Annotated in this window: 11 protein-coding genes; 2 read left to right on the forward strand and 9 right to left on the reverse strand. The window is 53.7% G+C overall.

Annotation, left to right across the window (positions count from 1 at the left end; all coding sequences use genetic code 11):
• Nucleotides 1–143 precede the first annotated feature (143 nt).
• From OGX98_RS20035 to sra, 3 genes are all read right to left on the reverse strand, one after another.
• Nucleotides 144–1859, reverse strand: coding sequence for an ABC-F family ATP-binding cassette domain-containing protein (locus tag OGX98_RS20035; RefSeq protein WP_286595833.1), 1716 nt, complete (start codon nucleotides 1857–1859; stop codon nucleotides 144–146).
• A 308-nt stretch (nucleotides 1860–2167) separates the two neighbouring features.
• A complete protein-coding gene (gene maeA, locus OGX98_RS20040) occupies nucleotides 2168–3865 on the reverse strand; it encodes a malate dehydrogenase (RefSeq protein ID WP_048221435.1) in 1698 nt (565 codons plus the stop codon).
• A gap of 179 nt (nucleotides 3866–4044) precedes the next feature.
• The gene (gene sra, locus OGX98_RS20045) at nucleotides 4045–4185 is read right to left on the reverse strand and encodes a stationary-phase-induced ribosome-associated protein (protein WP_045442952.1); all 141 of its coding nucleotides are present in this window, start codon (nucleotides 4183–4185) and stop codon (nucleotides 4045–4047) included.
• A 228-nt stretch (nucleotides 4186–4413) separates the two neighbouring features.
• On the opposite strand from sra, the gene osmC reads away from it, so the two are divergent.
• On the forward strand, nucleotides 4414–4845 hold the full coding sequence (osmC, locus tag OGX98_RS20050; RefSeq protein ID WP_048221436.1) for a peroxiredoxin OsmC: 432 nt from the start codon (nucleotides 4414–4416) through the stop codon (nucleotides 4843–4845).
• A gap of 42 nt (nucleotides 4846–4887) precedes the next feature.
• Here osmC and OGX98_RS20055 read toward each other — a convergent pair whose 3' ends face one another.
• The 6 genes from OGX98_RS20055 to OGX98_RS20080 are packed head-to-tail and all read right to left on the reverse strand — an operon-like array spanning nucleotide 4888 to nucleotide 10597.
• The gene (locus OGX98_RS20055; RefSeq protein ID WP_136345509.1) at nucleotides 4888–5658 is read right to left on the reverse strand and encodes a 3-hydroxybutyrate dehydrogenase; all 771 of its coding nucleotides are present in this window, start codon (nucleotides 5656–5658) and stop codon (nucleotides 4888–4890) included.
• Between the two features lie 11 nt (nucleotides 5659–5669).
• Entirely contained in the window at nucleotides 5670–7064 is a 1395-nt protein-coding gene (locus OGX98_RS20060; protein WP_200013285.1) for a GntP family permease, read from the reverse strand.
• 37 nt (nucleotides 7065–7101) lie between these two features.
• Complete coding sequence (locus OGX98_RS20065) at nucleotides 7102–8025, reverse strand: 3-hydroxyacyl-CoA dehydrogenase family protein (protein ID WP_286595834.1); 924 nt, start codon at nucleotides 8023–8025, stop codon at nucleotides 7102–7104.
• Nucleotides 8015–9220, reverse strand: a complete 1206-nt coding sequence (locus OGX98_RS20070; protein WP_286595835.1) for an acetyl-CoA C-acetyltransferase — start codon at nucleotides 9218–9220, stop codon at nucleotides 8015–8017. Before OGX98_RS20070 ends, OGX98_RS20065 begins: the two co-directional genes overlap by 11 nt.
• 10 nt (nucleotides 9221–9230) lie before the next feature.
• Nucleotides 9231–9887 (reverse strand): CoA transferase subunit B, encoded by a 657-nt coding sequence (locus OGX98_RS20075; RefSeq protein ID WP_045442935.1) that lies wholly within the window; start codon nucleotides 9885–9887, stop codon nucleotides 9231–9233.
• 2 nt (nucleotides 9888–9889) lie between these two features.
• Complete coding sequence (locus OGX98_RS20080; RefSeq protein WP_048221441.1) at nucleotides 9890–10597, reverse strand: CoA transferase subunit A; 708 nt, start codon at nucleotides 10595–10597, stop codon at nucleotides 9890–9892.
• A gap of 142 nt (nucleotides 10598–10739) precedes the next feature.
• Here OGX98_RS20080 and OGX98_RS20085 point away from each other — a divergent pair, with 142 nt between their 5' ends.
• Nucleotides 10740–11630 carry a LysR family transcriptional regulator gene (locus OGX98_RS20085; RefSeq protein WP_045442929.1) on the forward strand — a complete coding sequence of 297 codons (891 nt, stop codon included), beginning with the start codon at nucleotides 10740–10742 and terminating at the stop codon, nucleotides 11628–11630.
• Nucleotides 11631–11632 lie beyond the last annotated feature (2 nt).

Genomic DNA, 11632 nt, shown 5'->3' on the forward strand with positions numbered 1-11632 from the left:
TAACGGGTTAAAAGGAAAAGCAGGTCAGGGAATATCTGGAAAGCACTACGCAGGAATAACCGGATGGTGGCTTACTGCCTTATCCAGCCTACACGAGCATTTGCACATGTAAGCCGGATAAGTTTGCTTATCCGGCAATATGTTTACTCAAGTTGTGAATTCAGTCGTTCAATCTCCTTACGCCATTGCGCCTGAAGTTGCGGCTTCTGGTGTTTTGGCTTGCGCGCGAGATCGTAGGCCAGTCGTTGTTCCAGTTCCAGAAGCTGTTCCAGTACAGCATCGCTGTCAGGACTCATTTCTGGCACCACTTTTACCCGGGTTTTACTGGCGCTTATTTCATCAGCGGTTTCCTGAATGCGTGCGCTAATCGCTTCCAGATCGTGCCATTCGCTGAGTTCACCATCATCGATAAACCAAAACCGGTTACAGCTTTGGCTGATAAGGTGACGATCATGACTGACCAGCAACACGCCACCGCTAAAGCTCTGCAGCGTTTTTGCCAGCGCCTCTTTGCCTTCCATGTCCAGATGGTTGGTCGGCTCATCAAGCATCAACAGGCTATAGCGGGCGAGTGTCAGCCCGACAAACAGCAGTCGAGAACGCTCGCCACCGCTTAACGTGCTGACTAACTGCTGGTGACGGATCCACGGAAAGCCCGCACTAATCAACGCCATCTTGCGAACATCAGGCTGTGGGGCAAACGGCTCCAGCGCATCAAACAACGAATCGTCATCCGCGAGCTGATGCAGTGTCTGGTCGTAATACCCTAGCGTGACACGAGGGTGTAACACCAGTGAACGGGACGCCATCTGCGACTGGTATTGCTGCCAGATAAGCCGTAACAGCGATGATTTTCCACAACCGTTACGGCCAACAATCGCCACGCGGTCACCGCTTTTGATTCTGATACCTTCGATAGAAAACAGCGTTGCAGCATCTGGCGCCGGCGAGACCGACAGGTGAGTCATCTCCAACAAACGGTCTGCACGCAAAGCATCCCCCTGTAATGTTAGTGTCCACTGACTTCCTGCAGTCACTTCCGTCTGACTGTCTTTCAGGCGCAGCACCTGTTTTTCCATCTGTTTGGCTTTGCGGGACAAATCTTCGTTGTCGTAAACCCGTCCCCATGTGGCCAGCCGTTTGGCGCTGGCGGCGACCCGGTCAATCTCTTTTTGCTCAGCTTTATAGCGTAGTGCATCGCTGACGTCCCGGTCGACAAGGGCCTGGCGCGCCGCGCTACAGGGCAGATCAAAAGCGTGCAGGGTGCGATCGCGCAGGATCCAGGTTCCATGGGTAACGGCATCCAGTAACTGCGGATCGTGAGATACCACCACAAAACTACCGGACCACTTCTGTAAGAACTGCTCCAGCCATAGCAATGTCGGTAAATCCAGATGGTTACCCGGTTCATCCAGCAACAAGAGATCAGGATTACGCATCAGCGCACGCGCTAACAGCAGCCGCGTGTGCTGCCCACCACTTAGAGTTCGCGTTGTAAGATGCAAATTGTCCGGTGTAAAGCCCATTTCAGCGAGAAGCGATTCAACCCGCCACTGCTGAGCTGCGCGCTCATGTTCGGGAAGCTGGGCAAGAACCGCCTCCTGTAGCGTTAGCGGGAGAATGTCGTCCGGCAAATGTTGTTCCACGCGGGCTAGATGACAGTGGTTGGCCTGCGCAATTAATCCGCTGGTGGGCGTAATTGTGCCATCCAACAGTTTTAATAACGTGCTTTTGCCACAGCCGTTATAGCCAATTAGCCCAATGCGGTCGCCTTTTTTAAGGGTAAAGGTGAGATCGTCGAAAAGCGCGCCGAATGCCGTATCAACGTGTAAGGATTGTGCGGTTAGTAATGTGCTCATTGTTGCTTACTCAAGAGTTACAGGCGTGAAAACGCCTCGTCAAACATCGCTGACGATAACCCGGTAAGCCCGAGAGAAGGGGATTTAGAAGTTAGCTTCGCTCAAGCAGAAGTTATCGCAGCACGATACCGATAACGCTTGAGCTCTGGCGATCGCCAAATGTATGTGAAGCGATGAAACGTTCACAGTACAGCATAATTACCTCCTTTTATTTTTCAGAATGTTAATCGATGATGAAAGTGTAATCGTAAGTTATGGATTCGCGCAAGCTTTGAACACCCGGCGGCAGGCGCCGCCGGGTAAAACCGTCAAATAGAAGTACGACGGTAGTCGCGATATTCTGCCTGCCAGAAATTCTCGTCAATCGCCTGTTGCAGCGCTTCGGCAGACGTTTTCACCGCCACACCTTGCTGCTGGGCCATTTTCCCGACGGCAAACGCAATAGCGCGAGAAACGGTCTGAATATCTTTCAGCTCCGGCAACACCAGACCTTCGCCGTTCAGTACCAGCGGTGAGTACTGCGCAAGCGTTTCACTGGCAGACATCAGCATTTCATCGGTAATACGCGATGCGCCAGAGGCAATGACGCCAAGACCAATACCCGGGAAGATATAGGCGTTATTACACTGGGCAATTGGGTAGGTCTTATCTTTCCAGACTACCGGAGCAAACGGACTACCGGTGGCGACCAGGGCATTACCTTCAGTCCAGGCAATAATATCCTGCGGCGTGGCTTCCACGCGCGACGTCGGGTTAGAAAGCGGCATGACGATCGGGCGCGGACAATGCTTGTGCATCTCGCGGATAATCTCTTCGGTAAACAGACCCGTTTGCCCGGAAACACCGATCAGAATGTCCGGCTTAACGTTGCGAACCACGTCGAGCAGCGACAGCACATCTTCTTGCGTATCCCAGTGCTGCAGATTCTCGCGTTTTTGCACCAGTTTGGTCTGGAAGGAAAGCAGGTTCGGCATTTTGTCAGTCAGCAGACCGAAACGGTCGACCATAAATACGCGCTGGCGGGCCGCTTCTTCGCTTAATCCTTCACGCTGGATTTGTGCGATGATCTGCTCGGCAATCCCGCACCCGGCAGAGCCTGCGCCGAGGAACACAATATTTTGTTCACTCAACTGGCTTCCTGCCGCACGGCTGGCGGCAATCAGCGTCCCTACGGTTACCGCCGCGGTACCCTGAATATCATCGTTGAACGAACAAATTTCATCGCGATAGCGGTTCAGCAACGGCATGGCGTTTTTCTGTGCGAAGTCTTCGAACTGCAGCAGCACGTCCGGCCAGCGGTGCTTCACGGCCTGGATGAACTCGTCGACAAATTCGTAGTATTCATCGTCAGTAATACGCGGATTGCGCCAGCCCATATACAGCGGATCGTTCAATAGTTGCTGGTTGTTGGTACCGACATCCAGCACTACCGGCAAAGTGTAGGCCGGACTAATGCCGCCACAGGCGGTATACAGCGACAGTTTACCGATAGGAATGCCCATCCCGCCGATACCCTGATCGCCAAGACCCAGAATACGTTCCCCGTCAGTAACGACGATGACTTTAATATTGTGGTTTGGGACGTTTTGCAGGATATCGTCCATGTTGTGGCGGTTTTGGTAAGAGATAAATACACCGCGAGAACGGCGATAGATCTCAGAAAAACGCTCACAGGCAGCACCTACCGTTGGGGTGTAGATGACGGGCATCATCTCATCAAGATGGTTATTCACCAGCCGATAGAACAGGGTTTCGTTGGTGTCCTGGATATTGCGCAGGTAGATATGTTTGTCGATTTCCGTTTTGAATCCCTGATATTGGATCCAGGCACGATCGGCTTGTTCTTCAATCGTCTCGACGACTTCCGGCAGTAACCCCAGCAGGTTGAAGTTACGTCGTTCTTCCACACTGAAAGCACTCCCTTTGTTTAGCAGGGGAAACTCCAGCAGTACCGGGCCAGCGTAAGGGATATAAAGGGAACGCAGTTTTTTAGTTTCGTTTTCCATGTCACTCACTCTTTTTTGAATAACCGTCCCTGGCACTCTTTATGATCGTATGTGGCCTGTCTGCCAGGGAAACGGGCGAAGTATAAAGCATTGTGAATGGGTTAAGGGGTTTTATAAGCAAAAACACCACTGCGGTTGCAATGGTGTTTATCTCGTTAATCCGTATGTCGTGCAGGAAATTACTTGCTGTCAGCGCGGCGTTTTCTTCCGGTTGGAGCATTGACCACGCTGGATTTGTCGCCTTCGGTTACGACTTTACGTTGATTGGAGATTTTGTGGTCCAGTCCAAGAATATGACGGGCCTGACGGTTCGATTTCATTCTAACTCCTTAATCCTGTTACTGGTTTCAAGGGCGAGTCCGCGTAAGATCGGACGAAATACAACCTGATAGAAAGCCGATGTATAAAAAAACGGCTTTCTGGATGGTCGGTCATTTTCTCTGAAAGGTCAATGCTTAAGCAGGGAATGCAGAACATTCCAATCTGACACATGCTTTTGCCTCAGCGTCCTATACTTGTAACTCCGACGACAACACAGGAGAGCAGTAATGACTATCCATAAGAAAGGTCAGGCGCACTGGGAAGGCGACATTAAGCGTGGGAAAGGAACCGTGTCTACCGAAAGTGGGGTGCTGAACCAGCAACCCTATGGGTTTAATACGCGATTCGAAGGCGCGAAAGGCACCAACCCGGAAGAACTGATTGGCGCTGCACATGCTGCCTGCTTCTCAATGGCGCTTTCGTTAATGCTGGGCGAAGCGGGTTTTACGCCAGACGCTATTGATACCACTGCCGATGTTTCTCTGGATAAAGTGGATGCGGGTTTTGCGATAACCAAAGTGGCATTACACAGTGAGGTTGCCGTGCCAGGGATCGATGCAGCAACATTTGACGGCATCATCCAGAAGGCGAAAGCCGGATGTCCGGTGTCACAGGTTCTGAACGCAGAAATTACCCTGGATTATCAGTTGAAGTCCTGACGGATGCAGGCCGGATGCGACGCCGCATCCGGCATACATAACTTACTGTGCCACCCAACCGCCATCCATATTCCATGCCACACCGCGAACCTGCGCCGCAGCATCTGAACACAAGAACAGCGCGAGCTCACCCAGTTGTTCGGGCGTGACAAACTCACGTGAAGGCTGCTTCTCCGCGAGCAGCGCGTTACGTGCCGCTTCCGGATCTGCGCCTTCGGCAATGCGCTTGTCGATCTGCTGTTGTACCAGCGGGGTCAGGACCCAACCAGGGCACAGCGCATTACAGGTTACGCCAGTCTGCGCCGTTTCCAGTCCTATGGTTTTGGTTAGGCCGACCACGCCGTGCTTCGCCGCGACGTAGGCCGATTTTTCTTTTGAGGCCACCAGCCCATGCACCGAGGCGATATTAATAATGCGTCCCCAGTTGCGTTCACGCATACCGGGAAGCGCCAGGCGCGTAGTGTGAAAAACGGAGGACAGGTTGATGGCAATGATTGCATTCCATTTGTCTACAGGGAATGTCTCGACCGGTGAGACATATTGGATCCCGGCGTTATTGACCAGAATATCCACGCCGCCAAACTCGCTTTCGGCGTAGTGCATCATCGCGGCAATTTGCGCTTCATCGCTGAGATCAGCACCATGATACCCTGGTGTTTTGCCATACTGCGCCACGGCGTCTTTTGCCGCCTCAACATCACCAAAGCCGTTGAGAATCAAAGTGGCCCCGGCTTTCGCCAGAACCTGCGCAATACCTAATCCAATACCGCTGGTCGATCCGGTAACCAGGGCTGTTTTTCCCGTTAAGTTCATGGTGATTCTCCTTAAACAATTCCGGTGGTGTAGAAGACGCCGATCACAAACAGCACGGCCAGACTTTTGATCACGGTGATGGCGAAGATCCCGCCATACGCCTGGCGATGGCTCAAGCCTGTGATGGCCAGCAGCGTAATTACCGCGCCGTTATGCGGCAGGGTATCCATGCCACCGCTGGCCATAGAGGCGACGCGGTGAAAGACTTCCAACGGAATGTTGGCAGCATGTGCGGCAGCGATAAAGGTGTCTGACATTGCCGCTAATGCAATGCTCATCCCGCCGGATGCCGAGCCGGTGATCCCGGCGAGGGTGGTAATACTGATGGCTTCATTGAGCAGTGGATCAGGAATGGCCGCCAGCGCTTTGGACAACACCAGAAAACCAGGCAGGGCGGCGATCACCGCGCCAAAACCGTATTCTGATGCGGTATTCATTGCCGCCAGAATCGCGCCGCCGACAGCCGTTCTGCTTCCTTCGGCGAGGCGGCCTTTGATGTTGCGATAACCAAAAATCACTACTAACAGGATCCCTGAAATCAGCGCGGCCTCTACTGCCCAGATAGCGGTAATTTTCCCGACTTCAGTCGTGATTGGCTTGGCCAGGCCAGGAAGCTCCAGCTGATGACTGGTGCCATACCAGACCGGGATCCAACGGGTAAACAGCAGGTTAAATACACCCACCAGAATCAGCGGGGAAATCGCAATGACTGGATTAGGCAGGTTAATGTTATCCGGTGTTTCCGGTTCGTTAAGCAGCTCGGTGCCATAGCCTTCGTTCTTTGTCTGAGCTTTGCGCCGCTGGCGCTCGAGATAGACCAGGCCGACAAAAATGATAAATAGCGAACCTATGAGCCCCAGCCAGGGTGCGGCCCAGGCGTTAGTACCAAAAAAGCTGGTCGGGATAATATTCTGGATCTGCGGCGTACCGGGCAAAGCATCCATAGTGAATGAGAATGCGCCCAGCGCGACGGTTGCCGGGATCAGACGCTTGGGAATATTGCTCTGACGGAACAACTCAGCCGCAAACGGATACACCGCAAAGGCCACTACGAACAGCGACACACCGCCGTAAGTCAGCAACGCACACACCAGTACAATCACCGGAATGGCGTGACGACGGCCCAGAATGTTGATCGCCGCGGCGACGATGGATCGGGAAAAACCAGATAACTCGATTAACTTGCCAAATACTGCTCCCAGTAAGAACACCGGGAAGTAAAGCTTCACAAAACCGACCATTTTTTCCATAAACAGGCCGGTAAAGGCGGGGCCGACGGCGCTCGGTTCGGTGAGCAGGACAGCGCCTAATGCCGCGATGGGGGCAAACAGGATGACACTGTATCCGCGATAGGCTGCCAGCATCAGCAGGCCCAATGCTGCCAGGGCGATTAATACACTCATCATGACTCCTTATTATTATAGTGGGGTACAGAAAGAGACGTTATGGCTTCAGCGCAAAGCGCAGCTGATGTTCCCGGCGTTGCTGGATGTACTCCTTGCGCGAATCATCCCAGCGATAGAATCCCTGACCGCTGCGCAAACCGGTATCACCGCGGGCAACCTTGTCAGCGACAAGTGACATCATGTCACTGCCGGTGGCCAGTTCCGGTAGCAGGTGGCGACAAATGTCCTGCACGGTGGACAGCCCGGTCATATCAGCGGCTTCCAGCGGACCGACCATCGCATAGCGGCGTCCGAGTGAGGCTCGCATTACCTGATCCACTACCTCTGCGCTGGCAATGCCGCTCTTGACGATATGCAGCGCTTCACGCAGTAAGGCAAACTGCAGGCGGTTGCCGACAAAACCTGGCGCAGCACGGTCGAGTACCACAGCCTCAAGCTGCATCGAGACCAGCAGTTGTTGTAATTCGCTGAGATATTCTGTCCTGGTTGCCGAGCCAGGAACGATTTCAACTAAGGGAATAAAGTGCGGTGGGTGCCAGAAATGGGCGATCAGTAATCGCTCCGGGTGAATAAGGTTCTCTGCCAGCGCATCGGGCGGCAGGCCACTGGTGTTACTGGCAATAATGGCATCTGGTGCTATTAGTGCTTCCAGTTGCGCATACAACGCATGCTTGAGTTCAATCCGTTCAGGGATAGCCTCAATCAGTAATCCCGATGCGGCGATATCCTGTAGAGAGGTAGTTCCGTGCAACCGGCTGAGAACCTGCTCTTTGTCATCGGCGGGAAACTGGTCGGTCGCAATGAGCTCATCCAGTATGCCGTTGGCAACAGCGGTAATTTCATTAATCCTGCTGTTATCAGTATCGAAAAGCCAGACATCATGGGAAAAACGGGCGAAGTGGGTAGCGATGCCGACACCCATTAAACCGGCACCCAATACGCTGATGTGATTAGTCTGCATGCTGTGCTCCTGTCGGACGTTCAACCGTCAGCGCCACACCCTGACCACCGCCGACGCACAGCGTCGCCAGACCTTTGGTCGCATTGCGGCGAGTCATTTCGTGCAGAAGGGTTACCAGAATGCGGCACCCGGATGTGCCAATCGGGTGACCAAGCGCAATTGCGCCACCGTTGACGTTCACTTTGTTACTATTCCAGTTCAGGGATTCGCCGACTGCCAACGCCTGCGCGGCAAATGCTTCGTTAGCTTCGATAAGATCCACGTCATCCAGCGTCCAGCCTGCGCGTTTCAAACACTGCAACGATGCCTCGACCGGACCAATACCCATGATTGACGGATCAACGCCCGAAACGGCATAGCCAGTAACCCTAGCAAGAATCGGAAGGTTCAGTTGCGCGGCTTTGGCTGCACTCATCAGCATCACCGCCGCCGCACCATCGTTTAAGGATGACGCATTGCCTGCCGTTACCGTGCCATTACCGGGACGAAAAGCCGGTTTAAGCTGCGCCAGTTTGTCGGCCTGGGTATTCGGGCGAGGCTGCTCATCGCTATCTACCAGACGCGGTGTGTTTTTTCCTTGCGGGACGCTGACCGGGGTAATTTCTGCGGCGAAACGACCAGCCTCGATAGCCGCCGCTGCTTTCTGCTGGGAGAGCAGGGCAAAGGCATCCTGTTGCTCACGGCTGATGGCAAATTTATCGGCCAGGTTTTCAGCAGTAATCCCCATGTGATAGTCATTGAACGCATCCCACAGTCCGTCATGAACCACGCTGTCTTTCAGGCTGGCATGGCCGAGACGTAAACCTGCACGAGCGCCGTCGAGAAAATAAGGGGCATTACTCATGCTTTCCTGGCCTCCGGCGATCACGATTTCCGCATCGCCACAACGTATGGCCTGTACAGCCTGATGTACCGCTTTCAAACCTGAGCCGCACAGCAGATTAATGGTTATCGCGGGCGTGGTAACCGGCAATCCGGCGCGTAACGCAGTCTGTCTGGCCGGATTCTGACCGCAACCTGCGGTCAGTACCTGGCCGAGGATAACTTCGTCAATCTGATCTGGCGCTACGCCGGTTTTCTCCAGCAGGGCACGAATGACGACGGTCCCTAGATCAACGGCAGAAAGCGGAGCCAGCGCACCATGAAAACTGCCAATCGGCGTACGCGTTGCTGCGACAATAACAACATCCTGCATGGTCAGTTCCTCAGTTAAATTGCATTTCAGGCACGTGATCGGGGACGACCAGTTTGCCTGCGGTTCTGGCGACAATGTCGTCCACGCTGACGCCAGGGGCACGCTCGCGCAGAATGAACGCGCCGTCAGCGATTTCCAGCAGAGCCAGGTCGGTCAGCACGCGTTTAATACAGGCAACGCCGGTCAGCGGCAGGGTACAGGCAGGAAGCAGCTTGGATTCGCCACTTTTGGAAGCATGCGTCATCACGACAATGATGTTTTCTGCGCCAGCCACCAGATCCATCGCGCCGCCCATGCCTTTCACCATTTTTCCGGGGATCATCCATGACGCAATATTGCCGTTGGTATCCACTTCAAATGCACCGAGCACCGTCAGGTCGACATGACCGCCGCGGATCATGGCGAAGGATTGCGCCGAGTCGAAAATCGCCGCGCCTTTACGCGCCGTAACAGTCTGTTTCCCGGCATTGATCATGTCGGCATCCAGTTCATCTTCGGTGGGAAACGGCCCCATCCCGAGCAGACCATTCTCCGATTGCAGCATCACGTCCATACCGTCGGGGATGTAATTCGCTACCAGGGTCGGAATACCAATACCCAGATTGACGTAATAGCCGTCGCGCAGCTCGCGGGCGACACGCATCGCCATTTGTTCACGCGTTAACATGGTCAGGCTCCTTTGTGCCGTAGGGTGCGTTGCTCAATGCGTTTTTCAAACTTGCCCTGAATAATGCGGTTAACAAAAATTCCGGGGGTGTGAATTGCCGCGGGATCCAGCTCTCCGGGAGGAACAATCTCTTCAACTTCGACGACCGTGATGCGCCCGGCAGCCGCCATCAACGGATTAAAATTCTGTGCGGTATGGCGGTATATAACGTTGCCGTACCAGTCGGCTTTCCAGCCTTTTACCAGCGCGAAATCTCCGGTTATCGCCTGTTCCATGATGTACGGACGTCCGGCAAACTCGCGAACTTCTTTACCTTCAGCCACGGGAGTGCCGTATCCGGTTGCGGTGAAGAAAGCCGGGATCCCCGCGCCGCCCGCGCGCAACTGCTCTGCCAGCGTACCCTGTGGCGTCAGAATCGCTTCCAGCTCACCGCTGAGTACCTGCTTCTCAAACAGCGCATTTTCACCAACGTAGGAAGCCACCACTTTGCGTACCTGGCGGGTTTCGAGCAGTACGCCGAGGCCAAAACCATCTACACCACAGTTGTTAGACACGACCGTGAGTCCCTGAACCTCCCGACGACGAACTTCAGCGATCAGATTCTCGGGAATACCACATAAGCCAAACCCGCCAGCCAGCAGCGTCATGTTATCGGTCAGTCCTTCCAGCGCTTCTTGCCAGGTGGCGACCCGTTTATCCAGTCCAGCCATACACTTGCCCCTCCAGTTGTCCTTGCCGACATCATTGGGGGTGAAAAATGATTTGTTAATTTTAAATTTGTGACTCACTCATTGGGTTTTTTTATCAATTTAATGTTAATTAAAGGTATTCAACAAGTTAAAGGAATGAGAAATGAGAATGAGCATCAAACAGTTACGCGCGTTTTTAGCGGTAGCTCACACTCTGAATTTTGCTCATGCCAGCGAACGGCTGAATATGTCACAGCCAGCGTTGAGTCTGGCGATTAAAGGACTGGAGGATTCGCTGGGAGGAGCTTTACTGCTGAGAACTACCCGTAAAGTGACCCTGACGCAGGAGGGAGAAACACTACTGACGATGGGGCGGCAACTGCTTGCAGACTGGGAAAATACGGAAGAAGCGATGCGTCAGCGCTTTACGCTGCAACGTGGCAAAATTTCTATTGCGGCAATGCCATCGTTTGCCACTAATGTGCTGCCACCGGTACTCAAAACCTTTCGTGACTGTTATGGCGGTATCAATGTGACGGTTCACGATGTCATTAACGAGCAGGTCATCGAAATGGTGAGTGAAGGGCGGGTGGAAATGGGGATCGCCTTCGAGCCGGACTATTCAGGTCACCTCCATTTCACGCCGCTCGGTATGGACAGGTTTATCGCTATTGTGCCTCCGACGTGTCGACTCGCAGGCCGGGAGCGAATTACATGGAAGGAACTGCTGACGCTGGATTTCATTACACTGCAACGACCTTCAGCCGTACGTCTGATGCTGGAAGAACAACTGGTACAAAGTGGTCATTCGCTGGAGGTTGCACTGGAGAGCCATCAACTGGTGACCATCGGGCGACTGGTGGCGAACGGACTAGGCGGCAGCGCAGTACCCGCGCTCTGCCGCACGCAGATGACCGAACTTGGCGCAACCTGTATTGAGCTGGACAGCCCGGTTATACAACGACGCATCGGCATCCTTCGCTCTGCGCATCATAAATTGTCGACGGCTTCCGAGGTGTTAGTGGACTCGCTGAAAAAAGCGTACCGTGCCTGATG

The sequence above is a fragment of the Citrobacter sp. Cm046 genome, assembly GCF_030333065.1.
Lineage (GTDB): Bacteria > Pseudomonadota > Gammaproteobacteria > Enterobacterales > Enterobacteriaceae > Citrobacter > Citrobacter murliniae.

Excerpts from the sequence above, each read along its gene's own strand:
- OGX98_RS20070 (WP_286595835.1), bottom strand. The coding sequence starts at position 9,220 with ATGCAGGATGTTGTTATTGTCGCAGCAACGCGTACGCCGATTGGCAGT.
- OGX98_RS20055 (WP_136345509.1), bottom strand. The coding sequence starts at position 5,658 with ATGAACTTAACGGGAAAAACAGCCCTGGTTACCGGATCGACCAGCGGT.
- OGX98_RS20065 (WP_286595834.1), bottom strand. The coding sequence starts at position 8,025 with ATGCAGACTAATCACATCAGCGTATTGGGTGCCGGTTTAATGGGTGTC.
- OGX98_RS20035 (WP_286595833.1), bottom strand. The coding sequence starts at position 1,859 with ATGAGCACATTACTAACCGCACAATCCTTACACGTTGATACGGCATTC.
- OGX98_RS20080 (WP_048221441.1), bottom strand. The coding sequence starts at position 10,597 with ATGGCTGGACTGGATAAACGGGTCGCCACCTGGCAAGAAGCGCTGGAA.
- OGX98_RS20060 (WP_200013285.1), bottom strand. The coding sequence starts at position 7,064 with ATGATGAGTGTATTAATCGCCCTGGCAGCATTGGGCCTGCTGATGCTG.
- OGX98_RS20085 (WP_045442929.1), top strand. The coding sequence starts at position 10,740 with ATGAGAATGAGCATCAAACAGTTACGCGCGTTTTTAGCGGTAGCTCAC.
- maeA (WP_048221435.1), bottom strand. The coding sequence starts at position 3,865 with ATGGAAAACGAAACTAAAAAACTGCGTTCCCTTTATATCCCTTACGCT.
- osmC (WP_048221436.1), top strand. The coding sequence starts at position 4,414 with ATGACTATCCATAAGAAAGGTCAGGCGCACTGGGAAGGCGACATTAAG.
- OGX98_RS20075 (WP_045442935.1), bottom strand. The coding sequence starts at position 9,887 with ATGTTAACGCGTGAACAAATGGCGATGCGTGTCGCCCGCGAGCTGCGC.
- sra (WP_045442952.1), bottom strand. The coding sequence starts at position 4,185 with ATGAAATCGAACCGTCAGGCCCGTCATATTCTTGGACTGGACCACAAA.